Annotated in this window: 25 protein-coding genes, 1 tRNA gene and 1 pseudogene; 12 read left to right on the forward strand and 15 right to left on the reverse strand. The window is 68.3% G+C overall.

The window, feature by feature from the left end:
* Positions 1–34: 34 nt before the first annotated feature.
* Entirely contained in the window at positions 35–733 is a 699-nt protein-coding gene (locus VLK31_RS17015) for an HAD family hydrolase (RefSeq protein WP_409169594.1), read from the forward strand.
* Complete coding sequence (locus VLK31_RS17020) at positions 730–1,059, forward strand: hypothetical protein (RefSeq protein WP_409169595.1); 330 nt, start codon at positions 730–732, stop codon at positions 1,057–1,059. Before VLK31_RS17015 ends, VLK31_RS17020 begins: the two co-directional genes overlap by 4 nt.
* Here VLK31_RS17020 and VLK31_RS17025 read toward each other — a convergent pair.
* The 5 genes from VLK31_RS17025 to VLK31_RS17045 all read right to left on the reverse strand — a co-directional run bounded on the left by VLK31_RS17025 (position 1,002) and on the right by VLK31_RS17045 (position 5,215).
* Positions 1,002–2,012 carry an isopenicillin N synthase family dioxygenase gene (locus tag VLK31_RS17025; protein WP_409169596.1) on the reverse strand — a complete coding sequence of 337 codons (1,011 nt, stop codon included), beginning with the start codon at positions 2,010–2,012 and terminating at the stop codon, positions 1,002–1,004. The genes VLK31_RS17020 and VLK31_RS17025 overlap by 58 nt on opposite strands.
* Positions 2,009–2,752 (reverse strand): amino acid ABC transporter ATP-binding protein, encoded by a 744-nt coding sequence (locus VLK31_RS17030; protein WP_409169597.1) that lies wholly within the window; start codon positions 2,750–2,752, stop codon positions 2,009–2,011. Before VLK31_RS17030 ends, VLK31_RS17025 begins: the two co-directional genes overlap by 4 nt.
* The gene (locus VLK31_RS17035; RefSeq protein WP_409169598.1) at positions 2,749–3,480 is read right to left on the reverse strand and encodes an amino acid ABC transporter permease; all 732 of its coding nucleotides are present in this window, start codon (positions 3,478–3,480) and stop codon (positions 2,749–2,751) included. Before VLK31_RS17035 ends, VLK31_RS17030 begins: the two co-directional genes overlap by 4 nt.
* Before the next feature lie 13 nt (positions 3,481–3,493).
* Positions 3,494–4,189 carry an amino acid ABC transporter permease gene (locus tag VLK31_RS17040; protein WP_409169599.1) on the reverse strand — a complete coding sequence of 232 codons (696 nt, stop codon included), beginning with the start codon at positions 4,187–4,189 and terminating at the stop codon, positions 3,494–3,496.
* A 198-nt stretch (positions 4,190–4,387) separates the two neighbouring features.
* Positions 4,388–5,215: an ABC transporter substrate-binding protein gene (locus VLK31_RS17045; RefSeq protein ID WP_409169600.1), complete on the reverse strand. Its 828-nt coding sequence runs from the start codon at positions 5,213–5,215 to the stop codon at positions 4,388–4,390.
* Between the two features lie 158 nt (positions 5,216–5,373).
* Between VLK31_RS17045 and VLK31_RS17050 the strand changes: the two genes are divergently transcribed.
* The 5 genes from VLK31_RS17050 to VLK31_RS17070 all read left to right on the forward strand — a co-directional run bounded on the left by VLK31_RS17050 (position 5,374) and on the right by VLK31_RS17070 (position 11,027).
* A complete protein-coding gene (locus tag VLK31_RS17050) occupies positions 5,374–5,736 on the forward strand; it encodes a hypothetical protein (protein WP_409169601.1) in 363 nt (120 codons plus the stop codon).
* A 109-nt stretch (positions 5,737–5,845) separates the two neighbouring features.
* Entirely contained in the window at positions 5,846–7,042 is a 1,197-nt protein-coding gene (gene fabV, locus VLK31_RS17055) for an enoyl-ACP reductase FabV (protein ID WP_409169602.1), read from the forward strand.
* Positions 7,043–7,068: 26 nt separating this feature from the next.
* Positions 7,069–7,488: a group II truncated hemoglobin gene (locus tag VLK31_RS17060; RefSeq protein WP_409169603.1), complete on the forward strand. Its 420-nt coding sequence runs from the start codon at positions 7,069–7,071 to the stop codon at positions 7,486–7,488.
* 37 nt (positions 7,489–7,525) lie between these two features.
* Entirely contained in the window at positions 7,526–8,761 is a 1,236-nt protein-coding gene (locus VLK31_RS17065) for an NAD(P)/FAD-dependent oxidoreductase (RefSeq protein WP_409169604.1), read from the forward strand.
* A 193-nt stretch (positions 8,762–8,954) separates the two neighbouring features.
* On the forward strand, positions 8,955–11,027 hold the full coding sequence (locus VLK31_RS17070) for a bifunctional 2',3'-cyclic-nucleotide 2'-phosphodiesterase/3'-nucleotidase (protein WP_409169605.1): 2,073 nt from the start codon (positions 8,955–8,957) through the stop codon (positions 11,025–11,027).
* A gap of 147 nt (positions 11,028–11,174) precedes the next feature.
* Here the strand turns inward: VLK31_RS17070 and VLK31_RS17075 are convergent, their stop codons facing one another.
* Together VLK31_RS17075 and radC are read right to left on the reverse strand one after the other, a co-directional pair.
* Positions 11,175–11,831 carry a Smr/MutS family protein gene (locus VLK31_RS17075; protein ID WP_409169606.1) on the reverse strand — a complete coding sequence of 219 codons (657 nt, stop codon included), beginning with the start codon at positions 11,829–11,831 and terminating at the stop codon, positions 11,175–11,177.
* Positions 11,831–12,508, reverse strand: a complete 678-nt coding sequence (gene radC / locus VLK31_RS17080) for a RadC family protein (protein WP_409169607.1) — start codon at positions 12,506–12,508, stop codon at positions 11,831–11,833. Before radC ends, VLK31_RS17075 begins: the two co-directional genes overlap by 1 nt.
* A gap of 108 nt (positions 12,509–12,616) precedes the next feature.
* Here radC and VLK31_RS17085 point away from each other — a divergent pair, with 108 nt between their 5' ends.
* The 5 genes from VLK31_RS17085 (at position 12,617) to VLK31_RS17105 (ending at position 16,487) form a co-directional block, all read left to right on the forward strand.
* The gene (locus tag VLK31_RS17085) at positions 12,617–13,060 is read left to right on the forward strand and encodes a peptidylprolyl isomerase (protein ID WP_409169608.1); all 444 of its coding nucleotides are present in this window, start codon (positions 12,617–12,619) and stop codon (positions 13,058–13,060) included.
* Positions 13,057–14,022: a 4-hydroxy-3-methylbut-2-enyl diphosphate reductase gene (ispH, locus tag VLK31_RS17090; RefSeq protein WP_409169609.1), complete on the forward strand. Its 966-nt coding sequence runs from the start codon at positions 13,057–13,059 to the stop codon at positions 14,020–14,022. The genes VLK31_RS17085 and ispH overlap by 4 nt, the downstream gene beginning before the upstream one ends.
* Before the next feature lie 5 nt (positions 14,023–14,027).
* Positions 14,028–14,984 carry a threonine/serine dehydratase gene (locus VLK31_RS17095; protein ID WP_409169610.1) on the forward strand — a complete coding sequence of 319 codons (957 nt, stop codon included), beginning with the start codon at positions 14,028–14,030 and terminating at the stop codon, positions 14,982–14,984.
* Positions 14,985–15,009: 25 nt separating this feature from the next.
* Positions 15,010–16,341 carry a serine--tRNA ligase gene (gene serS / locus VLK31_RS17100; protein WP_409169611.1) on the forward strand — a complete coding sequence of 444 codons (1,332 nt, stop codon included), beginning with the start codon at positions 15,010–15,012 and terminating at the stop codon, positions 16,339–16,341.
* Between the two features lie 56 nt (positions 16,342–16,397).
* Positions 16,398–16,487, forward strand: a tRNA-Ser gene (locus tag VLK31_RS17105).
* Positions 16,488–16,600: 113 nt separating this feature from the next.
* On the opposite strand, the gene VLK31_RS17110 is transcribed toward VLK31_RS17105, so the two are convergent.
* From VLK31_RS17110 to VLK31_RS17145, 8 genes and pseudogenes are all read right to left on the reverse strand, one after another.
* The gene (locus tag VLK31_RS17110) at positions 16,601–17,260 is read right to left on the reverse strand and encodes an energy transducer TonB (protein WP_409169612.1); all 660 of its coding nucleotides are present in this window, start codon (positions 17,258–17,260) and stop codon (positions 16,601–16,603) included.
* Positions 17,257–17,691 (reverse strand): ExbD/TolR family protein, encoded by a 435-nt coding sequence (locus tag VLK31_RS17115; RefSeq protein WP_409169613.1) that lies wholly within the window; start codon positions 17,689–17,691, stop codon positions 17,257–17,259. Before VLK31_RS17115 ends, VLK31_RS17110 begins: the two co-directional genes overlap by 4 nt.
* 17 nt (positions 17,692–17,708) lie before the next feature.
* A complete protein-coding gene (locus tag VLK31_RS17120; RefSeq protein ID WP_409169614.1) occupies positions 17,709–18,137 on the reverse strand; it encodes an ExbD/TolR family protein in 429 nt (142 codons plus the stop codon).
* 37 nt (positions 18,138–18,174) lie between these two features.
* Positions 18,175–19,053, reverse strand: coding sequence for a MotA/TolQ/ExbB proton channel family protein (locus VLK31_RS17125; RefSeq protein ID WP_409169615.1), 879 nt, complete (start codon positions 19,051–19,053; stop codon positions 18,175–18,177).
* 31 nt (positions 19,054–19,084) lie between these two features.
* Positions 19,085–20,314, reverse strand: coding sequence for an alanine racemase (locus VLK31_RS17130; protein WP_409169616.1), 1,230 nt, complete (start codon positions 20,312–20,314; stop codon positions 19,085–19,087).
* Positions 20,302–21,153, reverse strand: a complete 852-nt coding sequence (locus VLK31_RS17135; RefSeq protein ID WP_409169779.1) for an alpha/beta fold hydrolase — start codon at positions 21,151–21,153, stop codon at positions 20,302–20,304. Before VLK31_RS17135 ends, VLK31_RS17130 begins: the two co-directional genes overlap by 13 nt.
* A 93-nt stretch (positions 21,154–21,246) precedes the next feature.
* Positions 21,247–22,686: pseudogene (locus VLK31_RS17140) on the reverse strand (M81 family metallopeptidase); the annotation flags it as partial.
* On the reverse strand, positions 22,683–24,377 hold the full coding sequence (locus VLK31_RS17145; RefSeq protein WP_409169617.1) for a serine hydrolase domain-containing protein: 1,695 nt from the start codon (positions 24,375–24,377) through the stop codon (positions 22,683–22,685). The pseudogene VLK31_RS17140 and the gene VLK31_RS17145, both read right to left, overlap by 4 nt.
* Positions 24,378–24,411 lie beyond the last annotated feature (34 nt).

Consider the following 24,411-nt stretch of genomic DNA (forward strand, 5'->3'; position numbering starts at 1 on the left):
GGCCGTTCGGCCCCTTTTTCATTAGGATCTACCGATGTTCGCTGCCGCAATTTTCGACATGGACGGGCTGCTGATCGACTCGGAGCGCCCCCTCATGGCCGCCTGGATCGAGGCGGCCCTCACCCTCGACATCGCGCTTTCGCACAGCCAGTACCTGCAGGTCGTGGGGCTGGCCCACCCCGAGTCGCGGCGCATCCTGGCGTCGCTGCTGGGCGGCGAACAGGCCTACGACCACGCGGTGGGCCATGTGCGCAGTCGCCTGCAGCTGGAGCGCTCGGACGGCGCGCCGCTCTTTCCCATCAAGTCCGGCGCGGCCGAATTTCTGGCGGCGTTGCACGCGCGCGGCACGCGCTGCGCCGTGGCGTCGTCTTCGACCCGCGGGCAGATCCAGGCCTGCCTGGGCAGCCTCGGCCTGCTGCACCATTTCTCGGCCTTCGCAGGCGGCGACGAGGTGGTGCGCGCCAAGCCAGACCCCGCGCTCTACCTGCTCGCGGCCGAGCGGCTGGGCGTGGACCCGGCGGACTGCATCGCCTTCGAAGACAGCGAGAACGGCACCAAGGCCGCGCTGGCCGCGGGCATGCGGGTGGTGGTGGTGCCCGACCTGAAGCACCCGCCGGCCGCTATTGCCGAGCGCGCGTTCCATGTGCTCGGCTCGCTGCACGACGCCGTGCCGCACCTGCCGCGCTGGTTTCCCACGGCCGAGGCGGCAGGGGCGGCAGAGAAGCTGGTGTGATCAAGATCGGCACGCTCTGCCATGTGGTCGACAGCTGCCAGGCGTCGCCCTTCACCGAGCGTGCGGTCGGTCGCATCGTCGAAGTGGTTTCGCTGCCTTACCAGGCGCCGAGCGAGCGCTACCTGCCCGGCACCTACTACGACGTGCTGTTCGACGGCTGGACCTTTTATTGCCGCAGCGACAAGCTCGTGCCCATCTCGGACCCCGACGCGCAAATCGAGCGCTGGGAGGATGTCTTCCTGGAAGAACCCGCGCCCATGCCCTTTGTTCAGAGCACTTCGTCGCGCAACTGCGGAAACACCTTCGACACCTTCGCGAGCAGGTAGTCGCCGTAGCGCCCATTGAAGGCGTGCACGTTGGCGCGGTCCCAGCGCTCGGTGCTGTCGTCCAGCGCCTGCGCGCCCGCCAGCCCTTCGATGCGCTGCACGCGGGCCTCGAAGTTCGGATCGAAGAACAGCGGAAACGACAGCCGGTCGTGCCCCGATGTGTTGCGCTTCACGCGGTGCGGCGTCGACTTGTAGAGCCCGCCGGTCATGCGGTCGAGCATGTCGCCGATGTTGCAGACGAAAGAGCCGGCCACGGGCGGCGCGTCGATCCAGCCGCCCGGCGTGTGCACCGCGAGGCCGCCGATCTGGTCCTGGTGCAGCACGGTCAGCAGCCCGTAGTCGGTGTGCTCGCCCACGCCCCATTGCACATCGAGGCCTTCTGGCACGGCCTGGGTCGGGTAGTTGAACAGGCGAAACAGGATCAGCGGGTCGGCCGTGTAGCGCTCGGCGAAATACGCGGCGGGCAGCCCGAGGCTCAGCGCAATGCCTTCCATCAGCCGGTGGCCCAGCTGCGTGACCGCGGCCATGTAATCGAGGATGGTCTCGCGAAAGCCCGGCAGGTCGGGCAGGTCAGGAAAGAGATTCGCGCCATGCACCGGCGTATTCGCCAGCACCCGCGGGTGCGTGGCAGGCAGCTCGGTGCCCAGGTAGAGGCCTTCCTTCCAGTCGGGCCGGCCCGAGGTCAGCTCGCCGCCCAGCGGAAAGTAGCCGCGCCAGGCGCGACCGCCCAGGGCCATGCGCCATTGCATCTTGGTGTCTTCGGGCAGCGCGAAGAAGCGGTGGCTCAGTGCTTCGAGCCGCTGCACCAGCGCCGCATCCACGCCATGGCCGGTCACGTAGAAGAAGCCGTGCGCGCGGCAGGCGGCGCCGATCTGCGCGGCCACCGCGTCACGGCCCGGCGTGCCCGCCACCAGCGTGGCCACGTCGATCAGGGGAAGGTGTGAATCGGTCATGCGTCTCGTGAAAAGGGCGAACGAATGTCGGACAGAAACTGTTGCGCGCGCGGATGCTGCGGCCGGTTGAAAAAGTCGTCGGGCGTGGCGCGTTCCAGCACCTTGCCTTCGTCCATGAACAGCACGCGGTCGGCCACCTCGCGCGCAAAGCCCATCTCGTGCGTCACGCAGACCATGGTCATGCCGTCGCGCACCAGGTCTCGCATGGCCAGCAGCACCTCGCCCACCATCTCGGGGTCGAGCGCGCTGGTGGGTTCGTCGAACAGCATCAGCGGCGGCTGCATGGCCAGTGCGCGCGCAATGGCCACGCGCTGCTGCTGGCCGCCGGAGAGCTCGCTCGGCCATGCATTGGCCTTGTGCGCCAGGCCCACGCGCTGCAGCAGCGCCATGGCGCGCTCGTCGGCCTGCTCGCGCGACAGGCCGCGCAACTGCATCGGCGCCATGGTGCAGTTCTGCAGCACGGTGAGGTGAGGGAACAGGTTGAACTGCTGAAACACGAAGCCGATGCGCGAGCGGAAAGCGTTCACGTCCAGGCCCGGTGCATGAATGTCCTGGCCGCCCACCACGATGCGGCCCGACTGGATGGGCTCCAGCCGGTTGAAGGTGCGAATCAGCGTCGACTTGCCCGAGCCCGAAGGCCCGCACACCACCACCACTTCACCCTTGTGGATGGTCTCGCTGATGTCGACCAGCGCGTGGTAGCTGCCGTACCACTTGTTGACTTTTTCGAGTTCGATCATGCGGAGACCTTGGGGCCGACGGTGGAGGCTGCCGTGGCAGCCCTGGACAAGCCGCGGCGCGCGAGCCGGCGTTCGAGCCGGTAGGCGAAGCGCGACAGGCCGAAGCAGAGAATGAAATATGTGCCGCCCAGAATCAGGTAGATCTGCGCGGGCTTGGTGAACACCTGCGTGTTGATCTGCGTGGCAATGAAAGACACCTCGGCCAGGCCGATGATGTAGCCCAGCGAGGTCTCCTTGATGGTCGAGACGAACTGGTTCACCAGCGAGGGCAGCATGCTGCGCAGCGCCTGTGGCAGCACCACCAGGCGCATGGCGCGGCCATACCCCAGGCCCAGTGCGCGTGCGGTTTCCATCTGCCCGCGCGGCAGGCCCTGGATGCCGGCGCGCACGATCTCGGCCAGGTACGCGGCGTCGAACACCACCAGCGCAATCAGCATGGTGGTGAACTGGTCGGTCTTGATGCCGGTGACGCTGGGCAGGAAGAAGTAGGCCCAGAAGATCACCATCAAGAGCGGCAGCCCGCGCACCACGAACACGAAGCCCGTCACCGGCCAGCGCAGCCAGCGCCATGGGCTCACGCGCGCCAGCCCCAGCAAGATGCCCAGCGGCAGCGCCAGCACCAGCCCGCAGGAGGCCAGCACCAGCGTGAGCACCAGCCCGCCGAGCGGGCCGTTGGGGTACTGCCCGATGAGAAAGTAGACCCAGTAGTCCTTGATGATGTCGATCATTGCGTGGGCGCCTTCAGATCGTTCGCACCGGGAAGCGGTGTTGGTACCAGGTCGCCAGGCCGGTGATGGCCAGCGACACGCTCAGGTACGCGGCACTGGCGAACGCGAACGACTCGGCGCTGCGGAAGGTGGCGCTCTCGACCTGCCCGGCCTGGTACATCAGCTCGGCCACGCCGATCACCGTGGCAATGGAGGTGTTCTTCCACAGGCTCAGCGTTTGCGAGATGAGCGGCGGCACCGTCACGCGCAGCGCCTGCGGCAGCACCACGCGGCGCATGGTGGCGAGGTAGCTGAAGCCCATGGCGCGCCCGGCCTCGAACTGCACGGGGGGAATCGCGCGGATGCCGCTGCGGATGTCTTCGGCCATGAAGGCCGCCGTGTACAGAGCCAGCGCGATGATGGCGCTGTAGGCCTCGATGTGCCCCGCGTAGAGCCATTGCTTGATGCCCTCGGGCAGCAGCTCCGGCGCGCCGAAATACCAGAACAGCATGTGCGCGAGCAGCGGAATGTTGCGGATCGACTCGACGTACGCAAAGCCCAGCCAGCGCAGCGGCGCGAAGGGCGACAGCCGCAGCAGCGCCACCACGAGTGCAAGGGGCAGCGCAAGCACCAGCGCGGCCACGAGCAGCTGCAGCGATAGCAGCAGGCCCGCGATCAGCATGTCGTGGTACTTGCCGGTGAGCAGCAAGGAATAGTCGAACAGGGGCATGGGGGGCGACAGTATCACCGCCGCGGTGCTGTTGGCTCCCTCCCCGTTGGGGGAGGGTTGGGGTGGGGGCACGACGGCGATCGATTCGCCGCGGCCCGTGCAAAGGCCGCTTGCCCCCATCCAAGCCTTCCCCCGGAAGGGGAAGGAGCAATTCAAGAAAGATCGCTCAGCCGCTCAGCCGCTCAGCCGCTCAGCCGCTCAATCGATCTTGTCGCTGTCCAGCTTGAAGTCGCGCGTCTGAAAGCCCGAGGCCGTCGTCGGGCCGTACCACTTCACGAAGATCTTCTGCGCCTCGCCCGACTTCTCCAGCTCGCGCAGCGTGTCGTCCACCACCGCCTTCAGGCCGCTCTCGCCCTTCTTGATGCCGATGGCCAGCGCCTCGGTGCTCAGGTTCTGCTTGAGCACCACGTACTGCGCCTTCTGCGGGCCCAGCTTGGCGTAGCTGCGCAGCAGCGCGGCCTCGTCGTCCACATAGCCCACGCCCTTGCCCTGCTGCAGCGCCTGGAAGGCCTGCTGGCTCGTGTCGAAGGTGACGACATCCACGTTGGGCACGGCCTTGCGGATGTTCGGCTCCTGCGTGCCGCCGCGGATGGTCAGCACCTTCTTGCCGGCAAGCTGCGACACCTCGGCAATGCCGCTGTCCTTCTTCACGATGGCCTTCTGGCCGGTCACGAAGGTGGTGAGCGAAAAATCGATCTGCGCCTCGCGCTCCTTGTTGTGCGTGAGGCCGGCGGCCACCAGGTCCACATGGCCCTGCTGCAGCTCGGGAATGCGCGCGGCCACCGCGATCTGCTTGAGCACCGGCTTCACGCCGATCTTTTTGGCAATGGCGTTCACCAGGTCCACCTCGTAGCCGACGATCTGGCGCGTCTTCGGGTCGACGAAGGTCGCGGGCTCGTCGGTGCCGAGCACGCCGACGACCAGCTCGCCCTTCTTCTTGATGTCGGCCAGCTGGTCGGCGTGGGCGAGGGTGCCCAGCAGCAGGGTGGAAGCGGCAACGGCCGCGGCAATCAGGTTCAAGCGCATGTTCTTCTCCTTCAGGGAAAGCAGGGCGAAACCATATCAATAAAACTTCGGATCATTAAATGGTCAATTCATATATCGACATGTGCGCGCGGCTATGAGGCCGTGGCCGCGGTCAAGATACGGCAACGACACCTTGACGCCAGCTTCATGGAGCACCGATGACCCCACTCCCGCCGCCCGAATCCTGGCGCACCGACCCCGAAGGCCGCTGGATCGACGCGGCCAACACCTTCGGCCACCACCTGATGCAGGCCGCGCGCGACCGCGCCTTCGCCCGCATTCCCGCGTCCGCCACGCCGGAGTGCCGCGACATTGCCCGCCAGGCGGCGCTGGACGCCATCTACGGCGTGTTGATGTTGCTGGACGGCGTGGCCGACAGCGACGGCGTGCGCTATGCGCTGCAGGCCCGGGTTCAGCCTGCCGACACCGCCGAAACCATCGAACTGGCGCCCGACGGCGACGGCCTGTGCATGGGGTTTCACGGCTGGGTGGCCGGCGACTTCGGGGAGCCCTCCCGGTAAGAGGCATTTGCGGCCTGGGTTAAATTCGCGGCGCCCCACGCGCTCAGGCGCCGCGGCCGCTCCTTCGCGGCTGCGGCTTGCGTCGCGCGTCCCATCCAGCGAGAGTTCCATGATCATCAAACCCCGCGTGCGCGGCTTCATCTGCGTCACGACCCACCCCACCGGCTGCGCGGCCAACGTCGATCAGCAGATCGCCTACGTCAAGGCGCAGGCCCCCATCGCGGCCGGCCCGAAGAAGGTGCTGGTGATCGGCGGCTCCACCGGCTACGGCCTGGCCGCGCGCATCACGGCCGCCTTTGGCTGCGGCGCCGACACGCTCGCCGTGTTCTTCGAGCGCGCCGGCAGCGAGACCCGGCCCGGCTCGCCCGGCTGGTACAACACCGCCGCCTTCGAGCGCGCCGCTGCCGCCGAAGGGCGCTATGCCCGCAGCATCAACGGCGACGGTTTTTCCGACGCGGTGAAGCAGCAGGTCATCGACACGGTGCGTGCCGACCTCGGCCAGATCGACCTGGTGGTCTACAGCCTTGCCTCGCCGCGCCGCACGCACCCGAAGACGGGGCAGGTCTTCAACTCGGTGCTCAAGCCCATCGGCAAGTCGGTGAACCTGCGCGGCCTGGACACCGACGCCGAGACCGTGAAGGAAACGGTGCTCGAGGCCGCCACGCAGGAAGAAATCGACAACACCGTGGCCGTGATGGGCGGTGAAGACTGGCAGATGTGGATCGACGCGCTGCAGCAGGCCGGCGTGCTGGCCGATGGCGCCAAGACCACGGCCTTTACCTACCTGGGCGAGCAGATCACGCACGACATCTATTGGAACGGCTCCATCGGCGCGGCCAAGAAAGACCTGGACGACAAGGTGCTGGGCATTCGCGCGCAGCTGGCCGCGCAGGGCGGCGATGCGCGCGTGTCGGTGCTGAAGGCGGTGGTCACGCAGGCCAGCTCGGCCATTCCGATGATGCCGCTGTACCTGTCGCTGCTGTTCAAGGTGATGAAAGAGCAGGGCACGCACGAAGGCTGCATCGAGCAGGTGCAGGGGCTGTTTGCCGAAAGCCTCTACGGCAAGGCGCCGCACCTGGACGGGCAGGGCCGCCTGCGTGCGGACTACAAGGAACTGGCGCCGCAGGTGCAGTCGCTGGTGCAGGCGCAGTGGCCGCTGGTGACCAACGAGAACCTGTACGAGCTTACGGATTTCGCCAGCTACAAGGCCGAGTTTCTTCGGCTCTTCGGCTTCGGGCTGGACGGCGTGGACTACGCCGCCGACGTCAACCCCGAGGTGGACATTCCGGGCCTCGTGCAGGTCTGAGCACGCCCCGCAGAGAGACGCGCGCCATGCAGATACAAGACAAGCCGCCCGCCGGCACGCCGTTCGAATGGATCGGCGGCGAGCCGAAGGTGGAGGCGCTGGTGGAGCGCTTCTACGACCTGATGGAGCTGGAGCCGGCCTATGCGCAACTGCGCGCCGTGCACGGCAGCAGCCTGGACAACGCGCGCCAGCGCCTGTTCTGGTTTCTGTGCGGCTGGCTCGGCGGGCCGCAGCACTACACCGACCGCTTCGGCCACCCGATGCTGCGCGCGCGCCACCTGCCGCAAAGCATTGGCGGCCACAGCATCGGCATCAAGGAACGCGACCAGTGGCTGGCCTGCATGGACCAGGCCATGGGTGAAACGGGCGTGCCCGAGGACCTGCGCGAACGTCTGCGCGACTCCTTTTTCAAGACCGCCGACTGGATGCGCAACCGCGGCGGGTGACCCACCACACAACGATTTCGAAAGACCTTTTTCCATCATGAATTCCATCGTCATCATCGGCGGCGGCCACGCCGCAGCCCAGCTTTGCGCCGGCCTGGCCGAAGCGGGGCAGGGCTCGCGCGTGCACCTGGTCTGCGAAGAGGCCTGCGAGCCGTACCACCGCCCGCCACTGTCCAAGGCCTTCCTGAAGAGCGCCGAGGAAACCACGCAGCCGCACAAGGCCGCCGACTGGTACCGCGAAGCGGGCATCACGCTGCACCTGGGTGATGCCGCCGTGGCCATCGACCGCGACGCGCACACCGTCACGCTGCGCTCCGGCGCGGTGCTGCCGTGGGAGCGCCTGGTGCTGGCCACCGGCACGCGCGCCCGCCAGATCCCCGAGCTGAAGCCGGGCCTGGAGAACGTGGCCAGCCTGCGTGCCGCCGACGAGGCGCATCGCCTGCGCACACGCCTGGCGTCGGCCGAGAAGGTCACCGTGCTGGGCGGCGGCTTCATCGGGCTTGAAGTGGCGGCCACTGCCAAGGCGCTGGGCAAGTCGGTGCAGGTCATTGAAAGCGCACCTCGCCTGCTGGGCCGTGCGGTGTCGCCCGAGCTGTCGGCGCATGTGCTCGCCACGCACCGCGCGGCGGGCATCGACATCGTGCTGGGCGCGCAGACCGGCGCGTTCGAGGTCGAGGGCGAAGGCGAGGGCGCGCGGCTGGTGTCGGTGCAGGTCAACGGCGTGAAGCAGCCGGTCGACCTGCTGCTGCTGGGCATTGGCGCGGTGCCCGAGACCGCGCTGGCGCAGGCCGCGGGCATCGAGTGCGCCGACGGCATCGTGGTCGATGCGCAGATGCAGACCAGCGCGGCCAATGTGCTGGCGGTGGGCGACTGCACGCGCTTCCCTGATCGCCGCGCGGGCCGCGCGCTGCGGCTGGAGTCGGTGCAGAACGCCAACGACCAGGCCCGCACGGCCGTGGCCACGCTGACCGGCGCCGCGCGCGACCACGACGCGGTCGCGTGGTTCTGGTCCGACCAGGGCAGCATGCGCCTGCAGATGGCCGGCCTGATGCCCGCCGAAGGCACGCCGGGCCTGACCAGCGCGCGCCGCGCCGGGCCCAAGCCCGAGGCGTTCTCGCTGTTCCATTACGTCGACGCACAGCTCGTGTGCGTGGAATCGGTGAACGCGCCGGTCGACCACATGATGAGCCGCAAGCTGCTCGAAGCAGGCCGCAGCCCCGACGCGGCGGCGGTGTCGGACGTGTCAATACCACTAAAGAATCACCTGTCGTAAACCTGCAGCGAATGCGGCGTGGGTCAGGCCGGGTTCACCAGCCTGTCACTCTGCTTTCAGAGACTGGTCTTCCTCGAATCAGCAGGGAGATCTCTCGATGAACAACGCAGCGGTTGCGGCGCCTTCGCCCCTTTCAGGCTTCTCAAGCCTTCCCACCTTTTCCAATGCCTCGCCTTCGCGGCGTATTGCCTCCATGACCACCTGCGCCGCCGTGCTGGCTGCCGTGCTCACCGCCTGCGGTGGCGGAAGCGGCGGCGGCAACGTGGTGTTCCCACCGGTCACCGCGCCGCCGCCGACCACGCCGGCACCCGCACCCCCGCCCGTCGCCGAGGGCACGCGCGCCACGGTCGCGTTGCTGGAAACCACCGACCTGCACTTCAACGTGCGCAGCTACGACTACTTCAAGCTCGCCGAAGACAAGTCGTACGGTTACGAGCGCACCGCCACGCTGATCAACGCGGCGCGCAAGGAATTTGCGAACACCATGCTGTTCGACAACGGCGACACCATCCAGGGCACCGCGCTGGCCGACTACGAGGCGCTGGTGAGCCGCATTCCGTGCACCCAGCCGCTGTCGGTCTACAAGGCCATGAACGCCACCGGCTACGACGCCGGCACGCTGGGCAACCACGAGTTCAACTACGGGCTCGACTTTCTCAACCAGGTGATCGGCGGCGGGCTGGATGTCGACGGTGTCGACGGCACAAAGAAGTGCGCCGGCCCCAACTTTCCGATGGTGCTGGCCAACGTGCAGAGCGTGAAGAGCGGCAAGCCGCTGCTGGCGCCGTACACCATCGTCACGAAGCAGTTCGCAGCCGTCGGGCCCGACGGCAAGGCCCTGACGGTGTCGGTGAAGGTCGGCGTGATCGGCTTCACCACGCCCGGCATCCTGAGCTGGGACAAGCGTTTTCTCGAAGGCAAGGTGCGCACCGAAGGCGCGGTCGAATCGGCGACGCGCTACATCCCCGAGCTGCGCGCGCAGGGCGCCGACATCGTGGTCGCGCTGCAGCACGGCGGGCTCGACGCCTCGCCGTACTCGCCGACCATGGAAAGCCCCGGCCTCTACCTGTCCAAGGTGCCGGGCATCGACGCGCTGATGATGGGCCACCAGCACGGCGTGTTCCCCGACCGCGGCACCAGCCCGGGCTACAAGCAGACCGGCGTGGACAACACTGCAGGCACCGTGAACGGCGTGCCCGCCGTCATGGCCAGCTCGTGGGGCAAGGCGCTGGGCCTCATCAAACTCGACCTGGTGTACGACGGCAAGGCCTGGAAGGTGGACAAGACCAAGACCGCCGTGGAAGTGCGTTCCACGCAGACCGGCAAGGACGGCGCGGGCAAGGCGATTTACGTCGACCCCGACGCCACGGTTGCGCCGCTGATCGAAACCCAGCACCAGGCCGCCATCACCTACGTGAAGACGCCCATCGGCAGCACCGACTTCCGCATGAACACCTACTTTGCGGACGTGGGCGACCCGGGTGCGATCCAGATCGTCAACCAGGCGCAGGCCGACTACGTGAAGGCCTACCTGCAGGCCAATCTGCCGCAGTACGCGAGCCTGCCGGTGCTGTCGGTGAGCGCGCCGTTCAAGTCGGGCTACGAGGGCGGGCGCGACTACACCGACGTGGCCGTGGGCAACCTGGCGATCTTCAATGCGGCCGACCTGTACCTGTACCCGAACACGGTGTATGCCGTGAAGGTTACAGGCGCGGAGATCAAGGGCTGGCTAGAAGCGGCGGCCAAGCGCTTCAACAGGATCGACCCGGCCGTGGCGACGGACCAGCAGTTGATCAGCACCTTCCCGGGCTACAACTTCGACATGTTCACCACGCCAGACGTGCAGTACGAGATCGACGTGACGCAGGCCGTGGGCAGCCGCATCAAGAACCTGATGTACCTGGGCGCGCCGATCGACCCGGCCAAGGAGTTCGTCATTGCCACCAACAACTACCGTGCGACCAGCGGCGCGAGCTTCATTCCGGCACTGGACGGACGCGCGACGATCTATGCGTCGCCCGATGCCAACCGCGACGTGCTGATCGACTACATCAAGGCCAAGAAGACCATCACCCGCACGGCGAACGGCGCGGCGCGCAGCTGGCGCTTCACGCAGGTGACGACGGCGGGCAACGTGGTGTTCACCTCGGGCCAGGGGCAACTGGGCGCGGCCGTCGATGCGGGGCTTGCGAACATCTCGCTGCTGACGGCGGATGACGGAAGTGGCAAGGGTCGGTCGGTTTACAGGCTGGACCTGAGCAAGTAGAGCCGCCTCTTGAGCACCCCCTCTTGTCCCCTCTCCCCTCGGGGAGAGGGCTAGGGTGAGGGAGGTGCGCTGGACAAGGCGCGGCGGCGAAGCAGAAGCTGCAAACCCTCACCCCAACCCTCTCCCCCCAAAGGGAGAGGGAGCAGGTCAGCGCCGCACCGGCGCCAGCAACACCACCAGCGCCCCGGCCCCACCCTCCGCCGGCTTCGCCTGCACGAACGCGATCACCTCGTTCTTCTGAATCAGCCAGCGCTGTGTCTTGGTCTTCAGCACCGGCATCTTGCCCGGCGAGCCCAGCCCCTTGCCGTGCACCACGCGCACGCAGCGCAAGCCCTTCTTGTGCGACGAACGAATGAAGCCGCCGAGCGCCTCGCGCGCCTCGTCGCTGCGCAGGCCGTGCAGGTCGACCTGCGCCTGAATCGACCACTCGCCCTTGCGCAGCCGCGCGGTCACATCGGTGCCGATGCCGGGGCGGCGAAAGCTCATGGCGTCGTCCACGTCGAGCAGCGTGGTCACGTCGAACTCGTCGGACAGCGATTCGCGCAGCACGCGCTGCTCGTCGAGCTGGTGCTGCACCGGAATGGGCGGGGGCGGGTCGGGCGCGAGCGGCACGCTGGCCTTGCGGCGCAGCGGCTCGGTGGCGCCAATGGCGCGGGTGAACAGGTCTTTTTCGGCGGCACGCCTGCGCTCGGTCGCGGCCTTGGCAGCGGCCTCGGCGGCTTCGCGCGCGCGGGTTTCGGCCAGCATCTGTTGCACCTGCTTCAGGTCGGCCAGCGTCTTCAACGACGGGGTGCGCGAGGCCATCAGAGCAGCCCTCCTTCGGCCATCGAAAAACTTTTTCCGGGGCCGACGATGACATGGTCGAGCACCCGCACGTCGACCAGCGCCAGCGCGGCGCGCAAGGTCTGGGTGAGCAACTCGTCGGCGCGCGATGGTGCGAGGTCGCCGCTGGGGTGGTTGTGCGAGAGCACCACGGCCGCGGCCTGGTGGTGAATGGCGCGCGTGACCACCTCGCGCGGGTACACGCTGGTCTGCGAGAGCGTGCCGCGGAACATTTCTTCCAGCGCAATCAGGCGGTGCCGCACGTCGACGAACACCACCGCGAACACCTCGTAGGGGCGTGCGCCGATGTGCAGCTGCAGGTACTGCTTCACCGCGTCGGGCGAGTCGAACACCGCGCGCTCCTTCAGCGTCTGGCCCATGGCGCGGCGGGCCAGCTCGAGCACCGCCATCAGCTCGGAGCGCTTGGCGGTGCCGCCCATGCCCTTCACGGTCTTGAGGTCGTCCGCGCCGGTGTGCAGCAGGCCCGCCAGCCCGCCGAAGCGCTCGAGCAACTGCTGGGCCAGCTGCAGCACGTTCTTGCCCGCCACGCCGGTGCGCAGCAGCAGGGCCAGCAGCTCGGCGTCCGCGAGCGCGGAAGGGCCGCGCGCGATGAGTTTTTCGCGCGGGCGGGCGTCGAGAGGAAGGTCCTTGAATGCCATGAAACCCTGGTTGAAACCTTGGCGGAGCCGGGTGGAAGCCCTGCTCCTTAAAATGAGGGCCAGTTTATCGGGACACCCACCTTGTCTTTGCCCACCTCTGATGCCCCCATGTCCCAAGTTGTGACTTCCGGCTCCTTCCTGACCCTGCACTACCGGCTGGCCGGCCCTGCGGGCGACATCATCAACACCTTTGCCGACAAGCCCGCGACCCTGTCGCTGGGCACCGGCGAGCTTTCTCCGGCCATGGAGCAGCGCCTGATGGGCTTGGAGGAGGGCACCCACGCCACCTTCGAGCTGCCCGCCGGCGAGGCTTTCGGCGAGCGCAACGCCGACATGCAGCAGTGGGTGGCCAAAAAACTGCTGGCCAGGATGGGCGACCCCGACGAGCAATACGCCGTGGGCGACGTGGTGCAGTTCCCCACGCCCGACGGCAGCGGCAGCTACGCCGGCGCGGTGGTCGAGTCGAGCGACACCGCGGTGCGCTTCGACTTCAACCATCCGCTGGCCGGCCAGCCCGTGACCTTCGAAGTGAAGCTGATCGGCGTGCTATGACGGTCATCTCGGAAGTTCTTCTGGCCGAGCCGCGCGGTTTCTGCGCTGGCGTGGACCGTGCCATCGAGATCGTGGAGCGCGCGCTGGCCAAGTTTGGCGCGCCCATCTACGTGCGCCACGAGATCGTGCACAACACCTACGTGGTGAACGAGCTCAAGGCCAAGGGCGCGATCTTCATCGAGGAGCTTTCCGACGTGCCGCCCGGCTCCACGCTGGTGTTCAGCGCGCACGGCGTGAGCAAGGCGGTGGAGCAGGAGGCGCGCGACCGCGGCTTCTCCATCTTCGACGCCACCTGCCCGCTGGTGACCAAGGTGCACGTGGAGGTGGCCAAGCTCGCCAAGGAGGGCTACGAGTTCATCATGATCGGCCACAAGGGGCACCCCGAGGTCGAGGGCACGATGGGCCAGCTGTCCAGCGGCATTCACCTGGTGGAAGACGTGGCAGACGTGGCGCGCGTGTCGCCCCTGCAGACCCAAAAGCTGGCCGTGGTCACGCAGACCACGCTGAGCGTGGACGACGCGGCCGAAATTGCCGCGGCCGTGCGCGCGCGCTTTCCGGCGGTGCGCGAGCCCAAGCTGCAGGACATCTGCTACGCCACCCAGAACCGCCAGGACGCGGTGAAGATCATGAGCCCGCAGGTCGACCTGGTGATCGTGGTCGGCAGCCCCACCAGCTCCAACAGCAACCGGCTGCGTGAACTGGCGCAGCGCCTGGGCACCGAGAGCTACATGGTCGATTCGGCCGAAGAGCTCAAGCCCGAGTGGTTCGAAGGCAAGACGCGCATCGGTCTCACGGCCGGTGCGTCGGCGCCCGAAGTGCTGGTGCGCGAGGTGATCGACCGCGTGCGCGCGTTCGGCGCGGTGTCGGTGCGCAAGATGGACGGCATCGAGGAAACCATCAAGTTCCCGCTTCCCAAGGGCCTCAAGCTCGACGACATTCCGCCCCCGGGCCACATCTCCTGAACGACATGAATACAACGAATTGGCGCTCTGAAATAGACAGCGCCTACGCAAGGCTGAACGAGCGTGCAGCGCACTTCCTGCGCGAAACCCCGCTGTGGAAGCTGCCGGCCGCCGCCTTCGGCGTGACGGCGCCGGGCGCCGAGGTCTGGCTCAAGCTGGAGCACATGCAGGTCAGCGGCAGCTTCAAGGCCCGCGGCATGATGAACCGGCTGCTGGCAAACGACATTCCCGCCAGCGGCGTGGTCGTGGCTTCCGGCGGCAACGCCGGCATTGCCACCGCCGCCGCCGCGCAGGCACTGGGCGTGCCGTGCCAGGTGTTTCTGCCGGGCGTGTCGCCCGAAGCCAAGCGTGCGCGGCTGCGCGCGCTGGGCGCCGAAGTGGTCGTGGTCGGACAGCTGTACCCCGACGCGCTCGCCGCCTGCCTCACGCGCCAGAAAGAAACCGGCGCCTTGCTCACGCATGCCTACGACCAGCCCGAAGTGGTGGCCGGCGCCGGCACGCTGGGCCGCGAAATCGAAGCGCAGGGCGGGTTGCCCGACTCGGTGCTGGTGAGCGTGGGCGGCGGCGGCCTGATCGGCGGCCTGGCCGGCTGGTTCGAGCAGCGCGCCCGCGTGGTGGCGCTCGAGCCCGAGAAAGCGCCCACGCTGTACCGCGCCCGCGAAGCCGGCGAGCCGGTCGACGTGGACGTGAGCGGCATCGCGGCCGACTCGCTGGGTGCGCGCCGCATCGGCGCCATCGCCTGGGAGATCACGCAGCAGCAGGTGCAACACGCGCTGCTGCTGAGCGACGAGTCCATTCGCGCCGCCCAGCAGTGGCTGTGGAAAGAACTCAAGCTGGCCGTGGAGCCGGCCGCCGCGCTGCCGCTGGCGGCGCTGCAGACCGGCGCCTACGTGCCGCGCGCGGGCGAGAAGGTGTGCCTGATCGTCTGCGGCGCCAACGTCGACCCAGCCACCGTTGCCTGACAAACCCGCCCTCTAAAATCGACCGATGCTCGACATCACCCTGCTCCGCAAAGACCTGGCCTCCGCTGTGGCCGGCCTCGAAAAACGCAAGAAGAACCAGCCCTACCTCGACGTGTCGGCGTTCACCGCGCTCGAGGCCGAGCGCAAGACGCTGCAAACCCGCACCGAAGAAATCCAGGCGCGCCGCAATACGCTGAACAAGCAGATCGGCCCGCTCAAGGCCAAGGGCGAGTCGGTCGACGCGCTGATGACCGAGGTCAACGGGCTGAAGGCCGAACACGAGTCGCAGTCGAAGCGCCTGGAAGAAATTCAGCCCGAGCTGCATGCGCTGCTGCTGGCCGTGCCCAACCTGCCGCACGCCAGCGTGCCGCTGGGCGAGGACGAAGCCGGCAACCTCGAAGTGCGCCGCTGGGCCCCGCAAGGCGGCGCCGGCGCCAATGCCGTGCCGCTGGCCTTCGCGCCGAAGGACCACGTCGACCTGGGCGCGCCGCTGGGCCTGGACTTCGAGATGGGCGCCAAGCTCACCGGCTCGCGCTTCACCGTCATGAAGGGCCCGATCGCGCGGCTGCACCGCGCGCTGGCGCAGTTCATGATCGACACGCAGACCGAGACGCACGGCTACACCGAGTGCTACGTGCCGTACATCGTCAATGCCGCCACGCTCAGCGGCACCGGCCAGCTGCCCAAGTTCGAGGGCGACCTGTTCGCCGCCAAGAAGGGCGGCCAGGACGGTGAGCCGGCGCCCGACCATTCGGCGCTGTACCTCATTCCGACCAGCGAAGTGCCGCTGACCAACTTCGTGCGCGACGAGGTGGTGGCCGAGTCGCAACTGCCGATCAAGCTCACTGCCCACACGCCGTGCTTTCGCTCGGAGGCCGGCAGCGCGGGCCGCGACACGCGCGGCATGATCCGCCAGCACCAGTTCGACAAGGTCGAGATGGTGCAGATCGTGCACCCCGAGCAAAGCTACGACGCGCTGGAGCAGATGACCGGCCACGCCGAGGCCGTGCTGCAGGCGCTGGAGCTGCCGTACCGCGTGGTGCTGCTGTGCACCGGCGACATGGGCTTCACCGCCGCCAAGACCTACGACCTGGAAGTGTGGCTGCCGGCGCAGGACACGTACCGCGAGATCAGCTCGGTGTCGAACTGCGAGGCCTTCCAGGCGCGCCGCCTGCAGGCGCGCTTCAAGAACGCCAACGGCAAGAACGAATTGGTGCACACCCTGAACGGCTCCGGCTTGGCGGTGGGTCGCGCACTGGTCGCGGTGCTGGAAAACCACCAGAACGAAGACGGCTCCATCAACGTGCCGGTGGCGTTGCGTCCGTACATCGGCGGTGTTGAAATTTTGCGCGGCTGATTCTTTTTGTCGAAACGCCTTGAATTGCCCGTATAATCAGAGGCTCGACAGACACCGGAGAGGTGGCAGAGTGGTCGAATGTACCTGACTCGAAATCAGGCGTACTAGCGATAGTACCGAGGGTTCGAATCCCTCCCTCTCCTCCAGAAATGGCCCCGCAAGGGGCTATTTTTTTGTCTGTACGGTCCTGAATACGCAAAAAAAGTGTTGCGCAGGACCCATCCCGGGCCCCGGCGCAACGCCTCGGTCGCCAAACAAGCTATTCGATCTTGAACACAAACTCCTGCGTCGCCAGGATCTCCGCATCCCCCGTCGTCTGGCATTCGTAGCGCAGCATGGCCGAGCGCACCGCCGACTGGTACACCTTAGGCCCCGACAGAAAGCGCACCTCCGTCACGCGCCCGCCCTTGATGCGCACCTCCGCCTTCACCACGCCGCTGATGCCTTCGTCCAGCGCCTTGCGCGGCATCTCGGGCTTGACCTGTTTCGGGCAGGCCACGGCGATGTCGGCAGAGGTCGCGTGCGGTGGCGCGGGCGGTGCGGGCGGTGCCGGTGGCGCGGCCGGCGGCGGCGCCACCGGCTCGGTGCTCTGCACCGCGGTGACTGCCGGCGCGCTGCTCGGCGGCGGTGTCACGGCCGGCGGCGGCACGTAGGCGGGCCTGGGTGGAGGGGGCGCCTTCGGGGTCTCCAGCTTGATGACCTTTTTCGGCGGCGGCGGCGGTGGTGGAGGTGGCGGGGGCGGCGGCAGCTTCACCTCCGCGATGATGGTCGCGGCCATCGGCTTCTTGATCATCTCCACCGCCTTGCGGGCCAGGCCGGAGACCAGCGCGTAGCCCACCAGCAGATGGAACAGCACCATCACGCCGATGCCCACTGGGCCAAAGCGGGACTTGGGGTCGAAGTCGTTGGCGCGGCTCATGGAACGAACTGCTCCGAGCCCATGATGCCCAGCTTGGTCAGGCCGGAGCGCTGCGCCGAGGCCATCACACCCGCCACCACGTTGTACTTGGCGTGCCTGTCGGGGCGCAGGTGCACCTCGGGCTGCACCGGCTGCGCGGCAAGCTGCGCGAAGCGCCGCTCCACCTCGTCCAGCTCTCCCACGGTCTCGCCGTTCCACAGCACCGCGCTGCGTTCGTCGATGTCGATGCGCAGCACCTCGGGCTTCAGGTCGCTGGGCGGCGGGTTGCCGTTGGGCATGTTCAGGTTCACCGCGTGCAGCTGAATGGGGATGGTGATGATCAGCATGATCAGCAGCACCAGCATCACGTCGATCAGCGGGGTGGTGTTGATGTCCATCATGGGTTCGTCCGACGGCGCGCCGGCGCGCCGCCCCTGTTTTTCTTTTCGCATGGCTGTGCCTTGTCAGTTCAGTTGCGCGCGGGGGGCTCGGTGATGAACCCCACCTTCACGATGCCGGCCGACTGGCACGCGAAGATGATCTTGCCCACCGGCTCGTAGTCGGAGTGCCAGTCGCCGCGGATGTGCACCTCGGGTTGCGGGGTGAGCGCGGCCACCTTCTTCAGCTTGTCGGTCAGCGCGGTCACGTCGCGCACGGGCGTGTCGTACCAGTAGATGCGCCCGGCTGCGTCCACCGACAGCACCACCGTTTCGGGCTTGCTTTCGCGCACCTCGTTGCGCTGCTTGGGCACGTCCACCGGCACCGAGTAATTGACCACCGGAATGGTGATGAGGAAGATGATCAGCAGCACCAGCATCACGTCGACCAGCGGCGTGGTGTTGATGGCGGCAATCGCCTGCTCCTCGTCGCCGCCGGCGGAGGGAATGTTCATCGCCATGGTGTGGCTCGCTTGCTTGCGTGAACGGGGTCCGGGCTCAGGCCTGGGCGCTGCCGGCCAGAATCACCGAGTGCAGCTCGCCGCTGAACTCGCGCACGTCGTCCATCACCGTGATGTTGCGCCGCAGGAGCCAGTTGTAGCCCAGCACCGCGGGCACGGCCACGGCCAGGCCAATGGCCGTCATGATGAGCGACTCGCCCACCGGCCCGGCCACCTTGTCGATCGACGCCTGCCCCGCGATGCCGATGGCCGTGAGCGCGTGGTAGATGCCCCAGACCGTGCCGAACAGGCCCACGAAGGGCGCGGTGGAGCCCACCGTGGCCAGCAGCGACATGCCGTTGCTCAGGCGGCGCTGCACGCGCTCCGTGGCGCGGTGGATGCACAGGTCGACGAAGTCGGCAAAGTCGACCTTGCCGCGCAGGCCGTCGTGCTTCTTGGTGGCGTGCACGCCGGCGTCGGCAATGAAGCGGAACGGGCTGCCTTCGGCCAGCCGCGCGGTGCCGGCCTGCACGGTGCCTTCGTTCCAGAACTCGTTGTCGACCTCCTTCGCCTGGCGGCCCATGCGCATCTGCTCGAGCAGCTTGGTGACGATGACGTACCAGCTGCCCATCGACATGATCGCCAGGATCAGCAGCACGGTCTTGGCCACCAGGTCGCTTTGCGCCCAGAGCGCGCCCACGCCGTAGGGGTTGTCGACCTTGGCGGGCGCGGATGCAGTTGCGGGTGCAGATGCGGGCGTGGGCGCGGGCGCGGCGGCTACCGGCGCCTCTGCAGCGGGTGCCGCCGTGGCGTCTGGAGCGGCAACAGGTGCCGGCGTGGCCTGTGCGTGGGCTCCCTGCGGCATGGCCGTCAAAGAGAACGCCAGAACGAGCGGTGCGGCCGCGGCCATCAGCCTTGCGCAGAAGGTTTTCATCATGAGTGACTCCAAAAAAACAAAGGTTCCGGGTTCAGGCGTCGGGGCCTGCCGCGTGCCAGCCGCGGGCCTTGCCCCACACGGCGTGCACCTGCGTGCCCGCGCCGCGCACGACGTGGTAGCGGTCGTAGGGGGCCGCGGTCATGCAGGCGTGGTGCGGCAGGATGCGCACGCGCCCGCCGATCGGCAGGGCCTCGAACAGGGCCTGCAGCTCTTCCTGCAGCGCTTCCGGCGTATGGCCCGCGCCGTCACCGTCGCAGGCGATCAGGCCGTGCTCCTGGTGCAGCTCGGCCACGCGCAGGCCGGGCAGGGGCCGGGTGTTGCCCGCATGGCAGACCAGCCCGAAGCCCAGGCCATCGCGAAACTCCGCGCCGGATTCGTCCTTCGACAGCGCCAGCGCGCCCGCGTCGATCAGCACGCGGCGCGAGCGCGGGTTGTGCCCGATCACCGTGGCCAGCACCGACAGCGCAATGTCCTCGATGCCGCAGATGCCGCGCGCGGCCTGGTCGAGGTCGAAGAAGGTGTAGACGCCGGGGCGCATTTCGGTGACGCCGTCCAGCCGCTCGGCGCACACCGCCGTGGGCGTGGCGCCCACGCTCACCACGTCCACCTCGAAGCCGCCTGCGCGCAGGCACTCGGCCGCGCGCACCGCGCCGGCGCGCTCGGCCTCGGCAATGGCGCGGATCGCGGCCAGCCCGTTGGCGTGGTAGCTGTGGCCGGCATGCGTGAGCACGCCGGCCAGCGTGAGCGCGCCGCTGCGTTGCACCTCGGCGGCCAGGGCCAGCAGCGCGTGCTCGTCGTCCGGTGCCACGCCGCCGCGGCCACCGCCGGTGTCGACCTCTATCAGCACCTTGAAGCGCGCACCCAGCGCGCGTGCCCGCGCGGCCACGGCCTGCACCGCCTCGACGCGGTCGGCCAGCAAGGTGAGGCGCGCGCCGTGCATGCGCTGGATGCGGTGCAGCGCATCGACCTTGCCCGCGCTGATGCCCACCGCGTAGGTCAGGTCGTCGAAGCCGTGGCGCGCGAAGTAGTCGGCCTCGGCAATGGTCGACACCGTGATGGCGCCGCTGTGCCCGCGCGTGGCCAGGCGCGCCACGTCGGCCGATTTCGAGGTCTTCAGGTGCGGGCGCAGCGCCACGCCATGGCGCGCCGCGCGCCGCGACATGGCGTCGCAGTTGCGCTCCAGCACCGTGCTGTCAAGCAGCAGCGCGGGGGTGGTGAGTTCGGCCAATGCGGTATGCGCCAGTTGCATCATTGCGACCATCCCAGCTCCGCCATCATCAGGTCGACCGCTTGCGCAATCTGCTGCACGAAGGGCGGCAGCAGCACCAGCGTCATGTGCGCGGCGCCTTCCACCAGCTGCACGCGGCCCCGCGTCGACAGCGCCGCATGGTCCTGCTGGTATTCGGGCCAGCGCCGCTGGACTTCAGACGCGCTGTCGGTGCCCGCCGGCAACTTGTCCTGCGCCGCCCACAGCACCGCGACCGGGCGCGCGCCCAGGTCGGGCGATGCCGCCGCCTGCTGCGTCACGCGCGGCAGGCCCGCGTGCTCCGACACCATCGTGTCGATGGCTTCGGGCGTGTAGGTGGCCTTCAGTTGCCGCACCACGTCGGGCAGGTCCGCGAACATTGCCTCGAACGGCGCCATCTCCGGTGGCGCCGCGCCGCCGGCCTGAAAGGCGCTGCGCTTCGCGCGCTCGGCGTCCAGGTGCGCCTGCGGCAGCGGTTGCCTGAACAGTTCGCACTGGTCCGGGTGGCTCGCGTCGAGCATCACCAGCCCCACCACCCGCTCCGGGTACAGCCCGGTGTAGATGCGGTTGAGCAGGCCGCCCATCGAATGGCCGATGAGCACGACAGGGCCCGTCACGCCGGCTGCCTCCAGAAGCGCATGCAGGCGTTGCGCATTGCGCTGCCCGTCGAAGGGCTCGGGGTCGGCTTCGCTCCAGCCCATGCCGGCGCGGTCGTAGCTGATGACCGGGTACTTCGCCGACAGCACCTGCTGCAGCCGCCCGTAGGTCGAAGAGGCGCAACCGCCGCCGGCCTCTATCACCAGCGTGGGCTGCAGTGCGCCGGCCGGTGCCGGGCCGCTGCGCTGCAGGTGCATGGCGCGGTCGTTCACGGTGTACAGCTCGCCGGGCGCTGGCACCTGCCAAGGCTTGCGGCTCTGCGCGGGGCCGCGCTTCGGCTCTTCCACCCGCGGCCAGTAGTCGAGGTCGCGCACGCGGTACGGCAGGTTCGCAAAGTCGTCGCTCAGCGCGGCCGGCGTCGACACATACAGCACCGCCTTGGCAATGGGCGCGAACTGCGCATGAAAGTGCTGCGCCGACTTCACCACAATGAGCTTCTTGCCCGCCAGCTCGATGCCCAGCCCGGTGAACAGGTCGGGCGACATCACCTGGTTGCGCTTGCTGATGAGCACGATGTCCACGCCGCGTTCCGCCTGCACCCACACGCACGGCCCCATGGGCGTGCGCAGGCCGGCCGCAAGACCGCCTTGCTCGTGCGCGTCCAGCACGCCCTTCACGGTCACGCGCAGGTCGATCGGGTCGCCTGATGCGGGCCCGCACTTGCCGCCCAGCCGCAGCTCGAATTGCGCGCCAACGCCCGCGTCGCGGCACAGCTGAATCGCGCCCAGGTCCCAGATGCCGGCGACGGCCACGTCCGCGATCTGTCGCTCGACGATGGCGCGCAGCACGAAGGTGCTGTCGCTGGTGGCGCCGCCACCGGGGTTGTCGGCGATGTCGGCAATGACCACCGGGCCGCCCGGCATGCCCATCGCTTCGTCGAGCGTTTGCGCGACGCCGGCCGCGTGCACGCCGGTCTGGTGGCGCAGATCCCAGAACGCGCGGCCCAGTTCGTCGGCGAGCTTTGCTGCCAGCGCGGGGTCGTTGTCCGTCACCACCCACAGCTTGGCGCCCGACTCAGGCACGTCGGCCCACGGAAAGCCATGGCCCAGCGACACCGACAGCACGCCGGGCAGCTTCTCGCAGGCCTCCATGCGGCGCACGAAGCCGGCCATCGGTTCGCGCGTGGTGTGCCACTTGCCCACCATGCGGCAGTCGTGCACGGCCATCACCGGCTGCACGCGGCCCTGCGCGGCATCGACCACGATGCGCACCAGCTCATGCAGGCGCAGCACCGCGTCGGTGTGCGGATATTCCTTGTAGCCGACGATCACGTCCGACTCGGTCAGCATCTGCCGCGTGAAGTGGCAGTGCAGGTCGAGCTCCACGCCAATCGTCACCTTCGGCCCGACGATGGCGCGCACGCGCGAGATGAGGTCGCCCTCGCAGTCGTCGCAGCCGTCGGCCACCATGGCGCCATGCAGCACCAGGATCACGCCGTCCACCGGGCCGGCCTTGCGCAGGTCGCTCAGAATTTCGTCGCGCAGGCTTTCGTACACGGTGCGCACGGTGCGCCCCAGCGGCTGCGCAAAGGCCAGCAGGCTCTCGACCATCTCGTGGCCTTCGGCGGCCAGTTGCTTGCGCACCTCCACCGCGAACATGCCGTAGCCGTTCGCATCGCGCGTGCTGGCATCGCCGTGAAAGATGCCGTATTCGTTGAAGCTCCCCCAGCCGGTGGGGGCGGAGACGAAGGTGTTGGTCTCCGTGGCGAGCAGGGCGGCGAAGAACTTCATGCGTGTGACTCCTGGCGAGCGAGGTGGATGTTGCGTGTGCGCAGCGTGTGCAGCCGCAGTCCCGTGACGCGGCCTTGCTTGCGTTCCACGGTGAGCGTCGATTGGCCCATCTGGCTGAGCACCGGGTCGGTCGAAGTGAGCGTCATCACGTCGGCCGAAATGGGCGTGAGCGCGCAGACGTGCTGGCCATGGCGGCCTTGCACCGTGAGCAGCAGCGCGCCGTCGACCAGCGCCATCCGCGCGGTGGCGTCCAGGTCGGCGCTGGTGTAGTCGCCGCACAGCTGCGCGGCCACTGCGGCGATGTCGGGTACGTTCTCCGGCAGGCGTTCAAAGCGGCAGGGCTGGCCGCCTTCGTGCAGCACCAGCGTGTCGGGCGCGCGCTGCGGATCGATGTCGCTGGCGTCCAGCACCAGGTCGTTGATCGGCAGATCCTGCAGGCCCAGCCACAGCTTGCCCTCGCCCTGGTGCAGGGGCTTGGCGCCGCTGGCCTGCCACGACATACCCAGCTTGCCCGCCACGTCGGCAAAGCCGATCACGCTGCCGGTGGACGGTGCGTGGTAGTTCTGGCCGATGAGCGTGGGGAAGGCACTGGCCAGCGGGCGCACTTCGGGCGGCTGCAGCGCGTCGCCCAGCAGCAGCTCGACCACCTTCAGCGCCAGCGTCGACGGAGACACCGCCGCGCCGTTGACCATGACGATGATGTCCAGCCCGTGCGCCGGCACGCTGAGCATCTGCGACTGCGCGCCGAGCACCGCGCCCGCGTGATGGACTATTTCCACGCCGCGGTACGGGTGGCGCGCCAGGCCAAAGCCGTAGCTCACCGTCGAGCCCGACAACAGCGTGGTGGGTGCGGACAGCAGCGCCCAGCTCTTCGCGCTGCCCACCGTCTTCTGGCTGCCGTGCAGGTGCGCGAGCCAGCGCAGCATGTCGTCCACCGTCGACACCAGCGAGCCGCCGCCGTCGAGCTCGCACGGGTACAGGCCGCGTTGCCATCCGCCGCCGGGCGCGGGCATGTAGAGGCCGGCCAGGCCGGGCACCACGTCCAGGTCGGTGGCGACCGACGCGGTGTCGGGCATGCCCAGCGGGCCGAACAGGCGCGTCTTCAAAAAGTCGTCGAAGCGCTGCCCGCTCACGCGCTCCACGATCTTCGCCAGCAGAAAGTAGCCGCCGTTGCTGTAGACCATGTGCGTGCCGGGCGCGAAGTTCAGCTCGCTCTGGCGCGCCATGGCCGGCAGCCCCGGGCCTGGCCGGGTGAAGGTGAGGCCGTGCGCCAGCGCCCACAGCTCGTCGTGGCCGCGCCAGCCGCTGGTGTGGGTCAGCAGGTGGCGCAGCGTGGGGCCGTTGGCGCTCAGCTGCGGCAGCTCGGGCAGGTGCTTTTGCACCGCGTCGTCCACGTCGAGCAGGCCGTCCTCGGCCAGCAGCAGCACGGCCATGGCCGTGAAGTGCTTGCTGGTGGAGGCGATGCGCATGCGAGTGGTCGGCGTGTTGGCCACGCCCATCTCCAGGCTGGCCATGCCGACCGCGCGGCGGTACAGCAGGCGGCCGTGGCGCGCGATGCCCATCACCAGGCCGGGGGCATCGCTGCGGTTGAAGGGCGCCACCAGCGCGTCGATGGCGGCCAGTGCGGCGGCCTCCGAAGCTTGCGGCGAAGAGGATGTGTCAGGAGCAGAAGGCGACGGGTGTTGTGACATGGAAGGACAACGAAAAGGGTGTGAAACGAAAGAG

The sequence above is a fragment of the Variovorax sp. H27-G14 genome, assembly GCF_046156345.1.
GTDB lineage: Bacteria > Pseudomonadota > Gammaproteobacteria > Burkholderiales > Burkholderiaceae_C > Variovorax.